Below are 16374 nucleotides of genomic sequence, written 5' to 3'. Positions count from 1 at the left end.
CAGCGGATCCTCGAACGCGGGCCGCACCTGTCCATCGGGCAACCCCAGGGTGCCCGCGATCTCAGCGATCAGCGCCTTGGCCGCGCCGATATCGGCAGCGGGCGCCCGGTCGGGGATCACCCCGGCAGCCGAGTTGATCGGCTGCGAACGGGCGAGCTGGATGGGTGGGTAGGCCGACTGCGGCGCACTCGCCTTGTCCTTCCTCCCGCGAAGTTTGCTCTTCCGCAACACTTTTCGCAGTGGGTCCTCGGCCTTCTCGGCCGCCTTGACCGACTCCGCAGCTTCCTTCGTCGGCTCCGCGGCCTTCGTCGGCTCCGCGGCCCTCTTCGGCTCCTCGGCCCTCTTCGGCTCCTCGGCCCTCTTCGCGGGGCGAACGGAACCGCCGGCTTCAGCGCTGGCCTGCTGACTCTCCGCGGCCCGGCGGTGCTCGGCGGCGACGAACTCGACAGGCTCGTCGATCAGCGCCGGTCCGTCGTCGAACTCCACCACCTCCAAGTCCACGGCCTCGAGAGCAGGTTCCGCGGCTTCCGCGAGATCGGCCTCGTCGACCACGTCGATACCGACCGGCTCGCTGTCGCGCCGGACATCGTCATCGTCGGCGAGCCCCAGCGCGACGACGGCGGCGGCGAGTTCGTCGCCGCCGACCCGACGGCGCGCATCGAAGACCGCGACCATGTCGACCGGGCCCACGGGGGGTAGCTGCGCATCGAGCACCGACACCGCGTCGACCGGCCCCGGCACGTCATCGGCCGCGTTCACGCCGGACTCGTCCGCCAGACCCAGCGCGACAACAGCGGTCGCGACCTCGGCACCGGCCGGGGCGTAGCCGTTCGAGTGCCCGCCGGTCTCGGCGACCGGCTTCACCGGCGTGTGCTGCGAAATCGGTGTCCACGGGTCGGTGAGCAGGTCCTGACGCTGCCAGACCGGCTCGCCATCGGGCCGCCACGCGATCGCGATCTCCCAGCGGGGCAACGGTTCTCCGGGATACCACTTGCCCTGGCGATACTGCACGATGCCGGTCGGCGCGTAGATCGCGCGGAGCCTGTCGGCCAGGTCGACGGCGCGCTCACGTTTGTGTCTGCCGTCGGCGTCGGTGGTCCACTGGGCGCTCATCTGGTCGTCGATGGAGACGAACGTGGGCTCGCCGCCCATGGTGAGGCCCACATCGGCCGCGGCCATCCGCGCGTCGATCGCGGCACCGGAGGCGACGATGCGGTCCCACTGGGAATCGGTATAGGGCAGCGTGACTCGCGGATCCTCGTGGATACGCCGAACCACATTGCTGAAGTCGAGGGTGGCCTCGGTGATCCCGGTCGCCCCGGTGATCGGGGCGGCGGCGCCGGGATGCGGGGTGGCCGCGAGTGGGATGTGGCCCTCGCCCGCGAACAGTCCGGAGGTGGGATCCATGCCGACCCAGCCCGCGCCGGGCAGATACACCTCGGTCCAGGCGTGCAGGTCGGTGAAGTCGGCGGTCGGGCCCGACGGGCCGTCCAGCGAGGGCACGTCGGAGGTGAGCTGGACCAGGTAGCCGGAGACGAAGCGGGCGGCCAGCCCCAGCTCACGCAGCACGCCGACCAGCAGCCAGGCCGAGTCGCGGCAGGACCCGAGCGCGGTGCGCAAGGTGTGATCGGGTGTCTGCACACCCGCCTCCATGCGCACGGTGTAGTCGACCGAATTGCGCAGCGCGTAGTTGAGTTCCACGAGGTAGTCGATGGCACGGGTCCGGCCCTGCGGCCGGTGGACCCGCGCCCACTCCCGCAACAACTCGCCGGGACCGCTGCCCGGCTCCGCCTCGTCGACGCGCCGCAGATAGGGCGCGAGATCCTCGGCGAGTGCGGTGTCGTACTCGAACGGGAAGAACTCCGCGTAATCCTCGATGAAGAAGTCGAACGGGTTGACCACCTCGAGGTCGGCGATCAACCCCACGGTGATCGACAACTCCTTGGTCGGATTCGGAAACACCAGGCGCGCAACGAAATTGCCGAACGCGTCTTGCTGCCAGTTGACGAAGTGCTCGGCCGGCGACACCTCGAGCGAATACGCCTCGATCGGCGTCCGCGAGTGCGGCGCGGGGCGCAACCGCACTTCATGCGGATGCACCTCGACGAGACGATCGAAGGAGTATGCCGTGCGGTGCTCGAGTGACACCTTGATGCCCATCCACCAAGTGGACCACACACCCCCGACACCGCGCGGGTCGACGAAACCTGAGTTTCCCGACCGGCCCCCCTTTCGAAACACGCTGGTAATAGCGCGGGGCAGGGACCACATCGATTACCGCCGACTCCGCTCCCCGTAGGCTGGCCGGGTGAGCTACGACCACATCCTCCTGCCGTCCGGCGTCGCCAGCTCTGTCGACGAGATCGACGCGTACCTGGCCGCCCAGGAAGGCGTGACCGAGTCCGCATCGATCGCCGAGATCGCGGCCGAACTGAACGCGCGCAACGCCGAACTGCCGGTGGACGACTCGTTCCTCAGCGTCGAATCCGTCGGCGGTCCCAGTGGCGACACGCTCTACATCCCCTCGCCGTACGACGCCATCGGCTTCGTCCGCAATCTGCTCTTCGACCTGGCTACCCCGCGCGGCTACGCCGTCTACGATCCGCAGCTGACCTGGCTCATCGACCCGGCAGGCCACATCCCGATCAACGTCACGCACGGCGGCGCGGGCGAATTCCCCTATCTCACCGAGGAATTGGCCCATCACTGGGTGGCCGGGCTCGCCGCGCCCAACCCGTATCTCATCGTCGAGCAGGGCGAACAGCGCTACATCCAGACCTATCGCGACCCGAACGGGCCCTACACCCTCGAATATCGCGACGGCGGCCCCGACCGGCATTTCGGCACGACCCTCGACGACCCGGCGCAGGTCGCCCGCATCATCTGGGAGTGGGCCAACGGCAAGCCCGCCACCACCGACGGCGTCGCCTGGACCCGCGTCGAGCTCTGATCCCGGGACGGACGTGACCAGCGGCGACCACCGGGCCGCGATCCGTCCTACAGCGTCCGCCTGCCGGACAGTGCCCGTCCGAGGGTCAATTCGTCGGCGAATTCCAGGTCGCCGCCCATCGGCAGCCCGGAGGCCAACCGGGTGACGGTGAGCCCGGGGAAATCGCGCAGCATCCGCACGAGATAGGTGGCCGTCGCCTCGCCCTCGGTATTCGGGTCGGTCGCGATGATCACCTCGCTCACATCGATGCCGTCCTCCTGATTGCCGATGCGGGTGAGCAGTTCTCTGATCCGCAGCTGATCCGGCCCGACGCCGCTGAGCGGATCGAGCGCACCACCGAGCACGTGGTAGCGACCACGGAACTCGCGGGTGCGCTCGATCGCCTGCACATCCTTGGGTTCCTCGACCACACAGATCATCGTGCGGTCGCGGCGTGGGTCGGCACAGATCCGGCACAGCTCACCATCGGCGACGGTGCCGCACGACACACAGAACTGGACGCCGTCGCGCACCTTCTGCAAAGCGGCTTGCAGCCTGTCGATATCCGGCGGCTCCACCTGCAGCAGATGAAAAGCGATGCGCTGTGCGCTCTTCGGACCGACGCCGGGCAGTTTGCCCAGCTCGTCGATCAGATCCTGAACCGGCCCCTCATACATCAGAAGTCGGGCAGACCGGGCATCGAGCCGCCGCCGAGACCCTGCGAGAGCGGGCCGAGGCGCTCGGCCGCGAGCTGCTGCGCATTGGCCATCGCGTCGTTGATCGCACCGATCACCAGGTCCTGCAGTCCGTCGACATCCTCCGGATCGACCACCTTCGGGTCGATCGTCAGCGCGATCACCTCGCCGCTGACCTTGATTTTGGCCTGCACCAGACCGCCGCCGGCCTGACCCGCCACCTCGGTCTCGGCGAGCTCGGCCTGCGCCTGCATCACTGCCTGCTGCATCTGCTGAGCCTGGGCGAGCAGTGCCTGCATATCGAACTGACCATCACCGGGTTGCACAACACTCCTGTGTTTTTTGGCGGCTGGCGCCGCGGGGTTTTCGGCCCTGGGGGCCTCGCACCCCAGGGACGATACTGCGCCTTCGGCGTTTCCGTCTCGCCCCTCGGGTGCGAGGCGGCCGAAAACCGTGGGATACGTCGGGTGCGGGGCATGGCCGCGTGCGGTTGCCAGTTTAGTCGTGGGAAACGGTCACTGAAACGATGGTTCCGCAGACGATTCGCGCATACGATCAGCCTAGGTAGGGCAATGATTCAGCAATCTCTAGGAGATCCGATGAATGTGTCCCGTGCGCGCCTGGCTTCGATGATGGCCTTGGGCGTATCGTTCTCCAGCCTGCTTCTTCTCGCACCCGCCGCCGTATCGGCCGATTCCGGGACCGGGATCAACGACTACGGCAACGGCTGCGTTCTTGATTCCGGCAATCGAGCGGCGACCGTTGATTCGTTGCGTTTCCGGTGCAGTGTCACCCAGCAGGACCAGATCTACCGGGACTCGCAGGCGGGCGCGGTGCCGGTGGGCCTCACCAACGGGTGGGTGACACGCCCGCAGCAGTTCAGAGGGGCCGCCGAGTCGCTGTGGATCGGCAAGGTGTTCCGCACCGGGCCCGACGGCGGCACACTGACCAACCGGGTCACCGGGGCCGGGATCGAGGCATTCCCTGCCGATGTCTATCGCGCACCGTCGATCCTCGACGGCGCCCCCACCTGGGCGCTGAACTACGCGCCGTCACCCACCCCGCAGGTCTACGACGAGATCCGCGAGGTCACCCCCGGCGTCTGGTTCGGCTATTCGTGGTGGCGCGAGGGCTCGTGGCCGCTGCTCGCCGCCTTCGTGCTGACGCCTGCCTGATCGGTACTTGACCCTCCACCCGCTGGAGGGTGTTCCCTGGACCTCATGACAGCAACCGTGGCGATCGGCGAGTTCGCCCGCCTCACCCATCTGAGCGTCAAGACGCTGCGGTACTACCACGAGATCGAGCTACTCGAGCCCGCCGCGGTGGATGCGGGCACCGGCTATCGCCGCTATTCCACCGACCAGGTGGAGCGGGCGCATCTGATCCGCCGCCTGCGCGACCTGGACATGCCGCTCCCGGAGATCCGCACCGTGCTCGCCACCACGGATCCCGCCGAGCGTGACACCACCCTGCGGGCGCACCTCACCAGGATGGAGGCGGCGCTGCAACGCACCCGTGAGGTGGTGGTCTCGCTGCGCGCCCTGCTCACCACGCCCCTGCTGCCGATCGAGGTCGACTACCGGATCGAGCCCGCGTTCACGGCGCTCACGGTCACCGAACAGGTCGAGCGCACCGACATCGCCGACTGGTGCGGCACGGCGTTCGAGCAGCTGTACATGATCCTGCTGGAGTCCGGTGTCGATCCGGGAGGCGTTGCGGGCGCGACGTATTCGACCGAGTTCTTCACCGAGGCCAACGGCGAGGTCACCGCGTACGTGCCGCTGCCGCCCGGGGCCGAGTTCATCCCCACCCGCGGCCTCGCCATCGTCGACTTTCCCGCCCGCCACTTCGCCGTGGCGGTGCACGACGGCCCGTTCGAAGACTTCGACCGCACCTATGGCGCCCTCGGCAGCCACGTCGCCGAGCACGGCGCCGCACTGCCCGACGAGCCGGTCCGCGAGCGCTACCTCGTGGGACCGGACATCACCGATAACCCGGCCGACTACCGCACCGAAGTGTGCTGGCCGATCACCGAAGGAGAAATCTGATGACCATCGCCCTGGCGAACATCACCATGGACTGCCACAACGCCACGGCCCAGGCCGAGTTCTACGCGCAACTGCTCGACGTACCCGTCGACCCGGAGGCCTCACAGTTCTTCGCCACCGTCGGCAGATCCGCCGGTCTCGCCCCGATCCTGATGTTCATCCAGGTTCCCGACAAGACACCTGGCAAGAACGTGGTCCATCTGGATTTCCACACAGCCGAGTGGGCCGACTACATCGAACGCGCAGTCAGCCTGGGCGGCAAGCACATCGGCGACTTCGACGAGTACGGCCTCCAGTGGACCACCCTCGCCGACCCCGAAGGAAACCTCTTCGACATCGGCAAGGACTGACCCGTGAACTGAGCTCAGGCCAGTTCGCGCGAGAGGTTGCCCAGCACCTCGGCCTGGATCTTCTTCAGGCCGAGCGGGGCGAAGATGCCCTCGAAGATGCCCGAGATGCCGCCCGCACCCTTCCAGGTGGTCTCGACGGTGACCTTCGAGCCGGTGCCGTCGGGGGTGACGGTCCAGGTGTTGACCATGGTGGAGTTGGCGTCGCGCTCGGTGAGAACCGAATCGGCCACCGTCACGGTCGCGCGCACGTTGCGTGAGCGCTTCTCGGTGGCCTGCAGCGTCCACTCCACCACGGTGCCCGCGCCGTTGCCGCCCTCGACAACCTTGTAGTCGCGGTAGTGCGAGGAAAGAATGCGCGGCCGGATCGTCTCGTAGTCGCCGATCGCGGCGAGCGTGCGCTGCGGATCCGCGGCGACGACGATCGAACTGCTGGCGCTGACCTGTCCCACTGTTGACTCCTTGCTGGGGGTGTGGCGATATCTCGACCGGGTTACATCCTGCCCTGTCCCCGACCGCTTCACCCGACCAGGTTCGGGCGGTGCGGGAACATGTGCGTGACATTTTGTCGCGGCGCGCAAGTATCCGGTGGCCCGGCGGACACGGTCGTACTAGCGTCAAAGGGTGGCAGTGAGTCTTTTGGGTAGGGCTGGTCACGAACCGGCCACACGCGAGTCCGGATATGCCGCGCATCGAGCGGGAGTGGAGCGACTGCTGGAAAGCTATCGCGCCATCCCACCCGGCGCCGTCGTCCGGCTGGCGAAGAAGACATCGAACTTGTTCCGGGCCAGGGCGGCACCCACCGCGCCCGGTCTCGACGTGTCCGGCCTCGGGCAGGTGATCGCGGTAGACCCGCAGGCCCGCACGGCCGACGTCGCGGGCATGACCACCTATGAGGACCTGGTGGCGGCCACCCTCCCCTACGGGCTGGCGCCGCTGGTGGTGCCCCAGCTCAAGACCATCACCCTGGGCGGAGCGGTGACCGGTCTCGGCATCGAATCCACCTCGTTCCGCAACGGGCTACCCCACGAATCCGTGCTGGAAATGGACATTTTGACCGGGGCCGGGGAGATCGTCACCGCGACGCCGACCGGCGAGCACGCCGACCTGTTCCACGGCTTCCCCAACTCCTACGGCACTCTCGGATACTCCGTCCGGCTGAAGATCGAACTCGAACCCGTCCTGCCGTTCGTGGAATTACGCCACGTGCGATTCCACGACCTGCGCGAACTGGAAGCCGAACTCGATCGGATCGTCGTCGAACGCCGCTTCCAGGACGAAGCTGTCGACTACATCGACGGCGTGGTGTTCAGCGCGAACGAGAGCTACCTGACCCTGGGTCGCCAGACCGACGAGCCCGGCCCGGTCAGCGACTACACCGGCATGGACATCTTCTACCGCTCCCTGCAGCACCCCGACGGCGTGATCCGGGACCGGCTGACCATCCACGATTACCTGTGGCGCTGGGACACCGACTGGTTCTGGTGCTCGCGCGCGTTCGGCGCGCAGAACCCGAAGATCCGCAGGCTCTGGCCGAAGTCGCGCCGCCGCAGCAGTTTCTACTGGAAACTGGTCGCGCTCGATCGCAAGTACCACATCGACGACCGCAGGCAGGCCCGCAAGGGCAACCCGCCGCAGGAACGCGTCGTACAGGATATCGAGGTGCCGGTCCAGCACACCGCCGACTTCGTCGAATGGTTCCTGCGGGAAATACCCATCGAGCCGATCTGGTTGTGCCCATTGCGCTTGCGTGCGCTCGACGACGCGCCGGCGACGGACGGTGCGCGTCCGTGGCCGCTGTATCCGCTCGAGCCACAGCGCACCTACGTCAATGTCGGATTCTGGTCGGCGGTGCCGACAGAGCGAGGTCAACCGGAAGGGGCGGCCAACCGCGCCATCGAGAAGATCGTGTCCGCGTTCGACGGACACAAGTCGCTCTACTCGGACTCCTACTACGACGAGGCCGAGTTCGCCGAGCTCTACGGCGGCGACACCTACACCGAACTGAAGACCCGTTACGACCCGGACCAACGACTGCTGAATCTGTATTCGAAGGCGGTGCAACGCAAGTGACGACATTCAAGGACCGATCCGAGGTATTGGCCGAGCTGGGCACCCGGCTCAACATCGCCGAGGTCGTCGAGAGCCTCGTAGACGGCGAAATCCCCGTCCGCCTGACCGCCTACGACGGCAGCGCGACCGGCCCGGAGGACGCGCCCTACGCGCTCGAGATCAAGACCCCACGCGGCATCAACTATTTGGCAGGCGCCCCCGGCGACCTCGGCATGGCGCGGGCCTATATCGCCGGCGACATGATCGCCGAGGGAGTGCATCCCGGCGACCCGTACGACATCTTGAAGGCCATGCAGGACATGAAGTTCCATCGTCCTTCGGCATTGTCGCTGGTCACCATCGCGCGCTCGCTGGGCTGGGAGCGGCTCAAGCCGATCGCGCCCCCGCCGCAGGAAACGCTGCCGCGCTGGCGCCGGATCGCACTGGAGGGCCTGCGCCACTCCAAGACTCGCGATGCCGAGGCGATCCACCACCACTACGACGTCTCCAACAAGTTCTACGAGTACGTCCTCGGCCCGTCGATGACCTACACCTGCGCGGTGTACGGCGACGAGGACTGGACGCTCGAGCAGGCACAGGAGAACAAGTACCGGCTGATCTTCGACAAGCTGCGCCTGAAGGAAGGCGACCGGCTGCTCGACATCGGCTGTGGCTGGGGCGGCATGGTCCGCTATGCGGCGCGCCGTGGCGTGAAGGTGATCGGGGCGACGCTGTCGGCCGAACAGGCCGCCTGGGCACAGCAGAAGATCGCCGAGGAAGGTCTCAGCGAGCTCGCCGAGGTCCGGCACAGCGACTACCGCGACATCCCCGAGGGCGAATTCGACGCGGTCTCCTCGATCGGCCTCACCGAGCACATCGGTGTGCACAACTACCCGTTCTACTTCGGCTACATCAAGGACAAGCTGCGGGTGGGCGGCCTGTTCCTCAACCACTGCATCACCCGCCACGACAACACCCGCACCACCAAGGCGGGCGATTTCATCGACCGCTACGTGTTCCCCGACGGGGAGCTGATCGGCTCCGGACGCATCATCTCCGATATCCAGAACGTCGGCCTCGAGGTGCTGCACGAGGAGAATCTGCGCGAGCACTACGCGCTGACGCTGCACGAGTGGTGCAAGAACCTGGTCGCCAATTGGGACGCGGCCGTCGCCGAGGTCGGCGAGGGCACCGCGAAGGTGTGGGGCCTGTACATGGCGGGATGCCGACTCGGCTTCCAGCGCAACGTGATCCAGCTGCACCATGTGCTCGGCGTGAAGCTCGACGCGAACGGCGCCTGGGACGTCCCGTTGCGCCCGTGGTGGCAGCCGTAGGTCGCTGATCGCGGCCCGGGCCACCGGGCCGCGATCAGACCAGTAGTTCGTCGAGGAAGTGACCGGGCAGGGCGCGCAGGATCGGATGATCCTGCCCGTCATGGGATTGCGTGCGCAGCACGTGGAGCAGGCCCACGACCCCCGGCCCCGCGTCCAGCAGCGGTCTGGTCCAGCCCAGTTCGGCGCAGGTGCGCAGGACCGGAAGCACCAGCCCGGTCGCCTCCCCGACCCATCCCGCCGACGCGAGACACTCCGCGAGCAGCAAGGTCGCGTCCAATTCCGCCCGGGGACGGCCCTGTTCGAGTGTTTTCGCGTAGATCACCCGCGCATGGCGGGCCGCGCGATCATCGGCACGCAGGCGCTGTTCGGCCAGTAGCCGCCGAATGTCGGCGATGGCCCGCGCCTCGGTGATCAGCGCGGCGGCGCCCTTCTTGCGCCGTGCGCCGTTACCGGAGCTGTCGGGGACGAAGGTGTCTTCGCCGGTGGGGAATCCGAGCCTGGCCCGCTCGGCCCGCACATGCGCGTCCAGGCGAGCCAAGCCGTTCTCCGCGGCCACTCGCGCGCCTTCGTCGAGGCGGGCCGAGGCGGTGTACTGATCGCCGAGCGCCGCCTTCACCCTGGCACCGACCACGAAAGTGGCGATCAGGAAGTCGACGGGACCGACCCGGGTAACCAGCTCGTGGCTCTCGTCGAGGAGCCGATCGGCCAGCGCCAGATCGCCACGGCGATACGCCACTTCGCCGAGCAGGGCCGCCGCGATCCGCGCGGCGTCCGAGCGCGGCCCCGCCTTGGTCCGCGCGGCCTCGTATGCCTGCTCGAAAGAGGTGGTAGCAGAGGCGATGTCGAGTTGCTCGTAGGCGGCGTCGCCCAGCGCGCACAGCCCGAACACCGGACCGAGTGGGTCCTTCGACTGGGTGTGATAGTCGGCGGCCCAATCCTGGAGCTCGGTCACCGCGCTGAAGTCGAACTCGCACAGCCGAACGAACGACATCAGATTCGCGGCGGTCGACACCGTCCAGGCGGGCAGGTCGCCGGGTTCGTCCAGAATGGGTACCAGACTGTCGGCTACCTCGGCGATGTCATCGTGGGCTACCCGGTCGGCAGCGTCCAGCACCGTTGCCACACACCGCTGTTCGGTCAGTTCCGGTTCGCCGGGCGAGCTGCGGGCCAGCAGATTCGAGAGCCGGCCGAGCGCGTTGCGGGCGGTCCCCGTCTGCTGCATGTTCATATTCGCCCTGGCCACCGCCATCAACAGCTTCGACCGTGAGGTCACCTGCTGCACAGGTAGTTTCGAGACGGTGCCGAGCAGGGTGGCGAGCCGGGATCCGTCGATCAGGTCCATGCCCCCGCTCTCGAGCAGGTCGGCGGCGAGTTTGAGATCGGTCGCGGCCAGCGCGTGATCCACCGACTTGCGCAGCAGTTGATGCTCGGCGTACCAGCGTGCGGCCTTGCGGTGCAGCGCTTTCGAGCGCCCGGGATGTTCGCGGTCGAGGCGGGCGCGCAGATGCTCGGCGAACAGCGGTTGCATGCGGTACCACTCCGGATCGTGCTGGATCCGATGCAGGAAGAGCTCACGCTGCTCGGCCTGCTCCAGCATCGCCGCACCATCGGAGACATCGGCGAGCACCCCGGCCAGCGACCCGTTCACCCGCTCGACCACCGAGATCGCCATCAGGAACTCCAGCTGCTCGGGCGCCAGCGCGTCGAGCACGTTCTCGGCCAGATACTCGCGCATCCCGTGCCCGCCCTCGGCGAGCGAGGCGAGCAACTGGGCCGGATCGGCCTTGTCGCGCAATGTGAGGCTCACCAGCTGGATCGCGGCGGGCCAGCCGTCGGTCGCGAGGTGGATCTGTTCGACCTGCTCGTCGGTGAGCGCGAAACCGTTGCGCTCCACCAGGATCTGCCGGGTCTCCGATTCGGTGAGCCGCAGCGCGGCCGCGTCCAGCTCCACCAGTTCGTCGCGCACCCGCAACCTGCTGATCGGCAGGCCGGACTGATCGCGGCTGGTGATGACGAACCGCACGTGGTGGCAGCCGTTGTCGAGCAGGGTCGCCATCGCGCGTTGCACGCCGGGATCGCGCACCCGGTGCCAGTCGTCCACCACGACGACCACCGGGCGCCCGCTCGCGTGGATCTCGTCGATCAGGGTGGCGATCACATAGGCGACCGCGTCGGCGGGCCGCTCCTCCAGCACCTGCTCGAGACCCGCGCCGACATCGGGGCGCACCCGGCGGATGGCCTCGATGAGGTGGGCGAGGAACCAGATCTCGCTGTCGTCGTCCTGGTCGACGCCCAGCCACGCCACCGGAATGTCGCGGGTGGCCAGGTCGGCGCGCCACTGCGTGGCGATGGTGCTCTTGCCGAAACCGGCGGGCGCGTGGATCAGGGCGAGTCGGCGCTCGCCGCCCGCACGCAGCACGTCGAGCAGGCGCTGGCGCGGGAAGGGTTCGCGCGCGGGCGTGGGTGGGCGGAATTTGGTGGCGGCGGTCGGCGGAAACGTGCCGGTCGTCGAACCCGGCATGGGCACCGAGGCACCTGCGGCCTGCAGGGTCAGCGGCCAGCTGCGGCGGCCGGTGACCGACTTCAGGACCTCCGGGGCGTCGTCGGTGGTCTCCTCGGAGTCGAGCAATGCCATTTCGTCGGGCATCTGGCCGTGCGCGCGCTGCACTTCGCGGAGCAGTTCGCCGAACTCGTAGGCCGAGGCCGGGCGGTCGGCGGGCTCGGGGGACATGGCCCGTTCGATCACTTCCGCCACGTCGCCGGGGATGTCCTGGGCACGCAGGTCGGGGACATGCTGAGTGGTGATGCGCAGGAATTGCGCGACCACCTTCTCCCCCGCCTGGCGTTCGAACGCGGCATGGCCGGTCAGCAGGGCGAACAGGGTCGCGCCGAGACCGTAGACATCAGACCGCACGGTCGGTTCAGTGCCCTTGAGCAATTCCGGCGCGGTGAACGCGGGCGAACCGGTGATCAAGCTGCTCGACGTCTGGAATCCGCCGGGGATGCGGGCGATGCCGAAATCGGTGAGTTGCGGTTCGCCATACCCACTGATCAGCACGTTCGCCGGTTTCACATCCCGGTGCAGGATGCCCGCCCGATGCGCCGATTCGATCGCCGCGGCCAGCTTCACCCCGGCGCGCAGAGTATCCGACCAGGTCAGCGGGCCACGATCGTGGATGAGGCGTTCGAGTGAACCGCGCGAGGCGTAGGGCATCACGATCAGCGGCAGCCCGGTCGCGGTCACGTCGACCTGCAGGATGTCGACGATATTCGGATGTCCGGACAGCCTGCCCATCGCCTGTTCCTCGCGCAGGAACCGTTCCCGGCTCTCCACATCGATCTCCGAGGACAGCACCTTCACCGCGACCACGCGATCCAGCGCCGGCTGCAATGCGCGGTACACCACGCCGAATCCGCCGCGCCCGATCTCCTTGGCCCCCGTGAGGCCCATGGCATCGAGTTCCGCGATCACGGCCTCGTCGGGCACTCCCGGCGCCACCGTCCGCTGCGTATTGAGCCCCACCGGCGCCGCCTCGGCCAGGCCGCGCCGCATACGCGTCTGCTCCGGATCCATGTGACCACCTCTCACCATCGGCGTCACCGGCGTTTCGGTCGGCATGCGGGGAGGTCACCGACATCACCGCACATATCCAAGCTAGCGCGATCCGGCGTCTATCGGGTGGAGATTCGACGCTGTGGCGGCAACGGTTGTCCGAAACCCGCGGTTCAGCGCACCGCGAGCGCGATCAGCTGAGTGCGCTGTTCGGACGCGAAGTTGTTGTCCGCGACCAGCACCAACGTGCGCTCACCCGAGGGCAGGCGCGGGCCCCAGGTCATTCCCTCGATGTTGTCGACGGCCTCGATCCCCAGATCGGCGAGGTCGGCGACGAGCCGCTTGGCCACCGGGCGAGCACCCGCGATCGGCGCGTCGAGCACAGTACTCGCGGCCGTGGTGTCGATCTCGAAGATCCGCACCCGATTCCCCACCCCCTTGGCGAAAGCCCGTTCGACCACCAGGAATCGGGTCGGATCGAAGCTGTCGTCGGCGAGGATCGCGGTCACGCCGTTGCTCGCCTGCCCGGCCTCCGGCCGCGACTCGGCGAACACCGGCTCCAGCGGGTACGCGTACTGCGCGAGCACCGGCCCGAACCTGGCCTGGACGGTGATCCGCGTCGTGGCCCCCGCCGTCGTGGTCGCGCCCGGACCGTCTTGGAGCAGCGGCCCCTCCATCGCGGTCACGAACAACGCCCCACCGGCCGCGAAGGTCGCCCCCTCGAGCGCCTGATTCTGCCGTGGCCCCGAATCAGCGCGCATCCGCTCGTTTTCCGGAATCGGCAGCTCCGCGACGAACCCGCCGTCCGCGCGAGCCACCCGTACCGAAGGATCGGCAAGCACCTCACCGACCCGCTCGCCCTCCTGTGTCCAGAAGTAGTCCCCCGTCCACGGATCAACCCGAATGTCCTCGGGATCCACCGATTTCGGCGGATACACGCCGCCGTCCGCCCGCAGCAGCGGCTTCGTGCCGGTGAAGCTCACGGGACCGATACCCGTCTCCCCCACTGGAATCCGAGCCGTGTACACCCTGGCGGGCCCCTTTTCCGACCGGTCATCGCTGATCAAGACGAATTCACCGGCGTCGGCGCGATAGTCGATGCCCGACAGCCCGCCGACCACCGTCTCCCCGAATTCGACGTCGTGCCCCACGACCTGTTCCCCCAGCACCCGCACGCCATCGACCGCGGCCCCCGCGTTTGGCACCGCGCCCCCCGCGACGACAATTCCCAGAACCGCTGCAGCCACCCGACGTCCCATGACCGACAAGCTATCCACCGCACCACACCCCCAGGTGAACACCACCCGAACTGTCGGTCGCCGCCCCACCACCTCGACGCAGCCGAAGTCCGAGCTGGACTCCTGGTTGGCCCCGACAACGGCGAACGCCCGCCACCTCGTTGAGGTGACGGGCGCCGACCCGGTGCGAAACCGGGAACTACCGACTTACTTGCGCAGCGAGGCCGGGACCTCGAAACGCGGGCCGAACTTCGCGGCCAGCTCGTCGGCGCGGGCCACGAAGGCCTCCTGGCCACCGGGGTAGCCGACGATGAACTGGTGCGAGCCACCCGACCAGGCCGGGAAGCCGATGCCGAAGATCGAGCCGATGTTCGCGTCGGCGGTGCTGGTGAGCACGCCTTCGTCGAAGCACTTCTGGGTCTCGATGGACTCGGCGAACATCATCCGGTCCTTGAGGTCCTGGAAGGTGACACCCTCCGGGAGCTCACGGCTCGAGCTGAAGATCTCGCGCAGCTCGTCCCACAGGCCGGTGGCCTTGCCGTCGACGTACTCGTAGAAGCCCGCGCCGCCCAGCTTGCCCTTGCGGTCGTACTTGTCGATCAGGGTGTTGAGGACCTCGGCGGTCTTCGCGGACGCGGCGTTGAGCTCACCACCGGCAGCGAGGATGGCCTCGGAGGTCTCCTTGTAGATCTTCTGCATGGTGGTGAAGTTCAGCTCGTCGCTGAGCTTCAGCGGCGCAGCCGGGTAGCCCGCCTGCAGACCGGCCTGCTCGACGGTGGCCGGGTCGACACCCTCGGCGACCATGGAGATGGCCTCGTTGATGAAGGTACCGATCACGCGCGAGGTGAAGAAGCCACGGCTGTCGTTGACGACGATCGGGGTCTTCTTGATGGCGAGGGTGTAGTCGTACACGCGGGCCAGCGCCTCGTCGGAGGTCTTCTCGCCCTTGATGATCTCCACCAGCGGCATCTTGTCCACGGGGGAGAAGAAGTGGATACCGATGAAGTCCTCGGAGCGCTTCACACCGTCGGCCAGCAGGGTGATCGGCAGGGTCGAGGTGTTCGAGCCGAGCAGGGCATCGGCGTCGACGATGTCCTCGATCTCCTGGAAGACCTTGTTCTTGAGGTCCGGGTTCTCGAACACGGCCTCGATCACGAAGTCGACGCCCTTGAAGTCGGCGGCGTCCGCGGTCGGGGTGATGCGAGCCAGCAGCGCGTCGGACTTCTCCTGGGTGGTCTTGCCACGCGAGAGAGCCTTGGCCTCGATGGCCTCGGCGTAGCCCTTGCCCTTGACGGCGTTGGCGAGCTCGACGTCCTTGAGGACGACGTCGTAGCCGGCCTTGGCGGAGACGTAGGCGATGCCCGCGCCCATCATGCCGGCGCCGACGACACCGATCTTCTTGATCTCACGCTTGGGCACATCCTCGACGGACGGACGCGAGCCGCCACCGTTGATGTGGTTGAGGTCGAAGAAGAACGCCTGGATCATGTTCTTCGCGACCGGACCGGTCAGCAGGCTCGTGAAGTAACGGCCCTCGATGGTCAGCGCGTTGTCGATGTCGACCTGCGCACCCTCGACCGCCGCGGCCATGATGGCGCGCGGGGCGGGCATGTTGGTGCCCTTGATCTGCTTGCGCAGGTTGGCCGGGAAGGCGGGCAGGTTCGCCGCGAAGGCCGGGGTGGACGGGGTGCCGCCGGGGATCCGGTAGCCCTTCTTGTCCCACGGCTGCGCGGCCTCGGGGTTGGCCGCGATCCACACCTTGGCGGCGGGGATCAGTTCCTCGACCGTGGCGACGACCTCGTCGATCAGGCCGATTTCCTTGGCCTTGGTCACGCGGTGACGCTGACCCTGCAGCAGCACCTGCATCAGCGCGTTCTGCAGGCCGAGCATGCGCACGGTGCGGGTCACGCCGCCGCCACCGGGCAGCAGGCCCAGGGAGACCTCGGGCAGGCCGATGGCCGAACCCTTGACGTCGGCCGCGATGCGGTAGTGGGTGGCCAGCGCGATCTCCAGGCCGCCACCGAGGGCAGCGCCGTTGATGGCGGCGACGACCGGCTTGCCGAGCTGCTCGAGGCGACGCAGCGGGGCCTTCACGTCGGTGACCATCTTGACGACCTCGGCCGCGTTGTCCGGGCCGACCTTCATCATGTTCTTCAGGTCGCCGCCGGCGAAGAAGGT

General features: G+C 67.8%; 13 protein-coding genes. 6 read left to right on the top strand and 7 right to left on the bottom strand.

The window, feature by feature from the left end; genetic code table 11:
- Positions 1-2160, bottom strand: a 2160-nt coding sequence (locus ACFWF3_RS03740) for a transglutaminase family protein (protein ID WP_379312311.1), incomplete at its 3' end; no start/stop codon positions are given.
- A gap of 148 nt (positions 2161-2308) precedes the next feature.
- Between ACFWF3_RS03740 and ACFWF3_RS03735 the strand changes: the two genes are divergently transcribed.
- Entirely contained in the window at positions 2309-2950 is a 642-nt protein-coding gene (locus ACFWF3_RS03735) for a hypothetical protein (protein ID WP_378638622.1), read from the top strand.
- A gap of 47 nt (positions 2951-2997) precedes the next feature.
- On the opposite strand, the gene recR is transcribed toward ACFWF3_RS03735, so the two are convergent.
- Positions 2998-3606: a recombination mediator RecR gene (recR, locus tag ACFWF3_RS03730; protein WP_056822003.1), complete on the bottom strand. Its 609-nt coding sequence runs from the start codon at positions 3604-3606 to the stop codon at positions 2998-3000.
- Entirely contained in the window at positions 3606-3923 is a 318-nt protein-coding gene (locus tag ACFWF3_RS03725) for a YbaB/EbfC family nucleoid-associated protein (protein WP_378994502.1), read from the bottom strand. Before ACFWF3_RS03725 ends, recR begins: the two co-directional genes overlap by 1 nt.
- A 300-nt stretch (positions 3924-4223) precedes the next feature.
- Here ACFWF3_RS03725 and ACFWF3_RS03720 point away from each other — a divergent pair, with 300 nt between their 5' ends.
- From ACFWF3_RS03720 to ACFWF3_RS03710, 3 genes are read left to right on the top strand one after another with little or no spacing between them, the layout of a single operon-like run.
- Positions 4224-4799, top strand: coding sequence for a hypothetical protein (locus tag ACFWF3_RS03720; RefSeq protein WP_378994391.1), 576 nt, complete (start codon positions 4224-4226; stop codon positions 4797-4799).
- Positions 4800-4844: 45 nt separating this feature from the next.
- Complete coding sequence (locus ACFWF3_RS03715; protein ID WP_379312310.1) at positions 4845-5672, top strand: MerR family transcriptional regulator; 828 nt, start codon at positions 4845-4847, stop codon at positions 5670-5672.
- Positions 5672-6022 (top strand): VOC family protein, encoded by a 351-nt coding sequence (locus ACFWF3_RS03710; protein WP_378994395.1) that lies wholly within the window; start codon positions 5672-5674, stop codon positions 6020-6022. The genes ACFWF3_RS03715 and ACFWF3_RS03710 overlap by 1 nt, the downstream gene beginning before the upstream one ends.
- 14 nt (positions 6023-6036) lie before the next feature.
- Here ACFWF3_RS03710 and ACFWF3_RS03705 read toward each other — a convergent pair whose 3' ends face one another.
- Positions 6037-6471 (bottom strand): SRPBCC family protein, encoded by a 435-nt coding sequence (locus tag ACFWF3_RS03705; RefSeq protein WP_056822013.1) that lies wholly within the window; start codon positions 6469-6471, stop codon positions 6037-6039.
- 178 nt (positions 6472-6649) lie between these two features.
- Here ACFWF3_RS03705 and ACFWF3_RS03700 point away from each other — a divergent pair, with 178 nt between their 5' ends.
- Positions 6650-8092 carry an FAD-binding oxidoreductase gene (locus ACFWF3_RS03700; RefSeq protein WP_379312312.1) on the top strand — a complete coding sequence of 481 codons (1443 nt, stop codon included), beginning with the start codon at positions 6650-6652 and terminating at the stop codon, positions 8090-8092.
- The gene (locus ACFWF3_RS03695) at positions 8089-9405 is read left to right on the top strand and encodes a class I SAM-dependent methyltransferase (protein WP_378994398.1); all 1317 of its coding nucleotides are present in this window, start codon (positions 8089-8091) and stop codon (positions 9403-9405) included. The genes ACFWF3_RS03700 and ACFWF3_RS03695 overlap by 4 nt, the downstream gene beginning before the upstream one ends.
- A gap of 34 nt (positions 9406-9439) precedes the next feature.
- Here ACFWF3_RS03695 and ACFWF3_RS03690 read toward each other — a convergent pair whose 3' ends face one another.
- The 3 genes from ACFWF3_RS03690 to ACFWF3_RS03680 form a co-directional block, all read right to left on the bottom strand.
- Positions 9440-12979, bottom strand: a complete 3540-nt coding sequence (locus tag ACFWF3_RS03690; RefSeq protein WP_379312309.1) for a protein kinase — start codon at positions 12977-12979, stop codon at positions 9440-9442.
- 152 nt (positions 12980-13131) lie between these two features.
- Positions 13132-14163 (bottom strand): esterase-like activity of phytase family protein, encoded by a 1032-nt coding sequence (locus tag ACFWF3_RS03685; RefSeq protein ID WP_379312308.1) that lies wholly within the window; start codon positions 14161-14163, stop codon positions 13132-13134.
- 240 nt (positions 14164-14403) lie between these two features.
- Positions 14404-16374 (bottom strand): 3-hydroxyacyl-CoA dehydrogenase NAD-binding domain-containing protein (locus tag ACFWF3_RS03680; protein ID WP_379312307.1); only part of this gene is annotated, 1971 nt, incomplete at its 5' end.

Source organism: Nocardia sp. NPDC060220, from assembly GCF_042727815.1.
Taxonomy (GTDB): Bacteria; Actinomycetota; Actinomycetes; order Mycobacteriales; family Mycobacteriaceae; genus Nocardia.
Note: the sequence above shows the minus strand (reverse complement) of the source record. Positions and strands in the feature narration are given on the sequence as shown.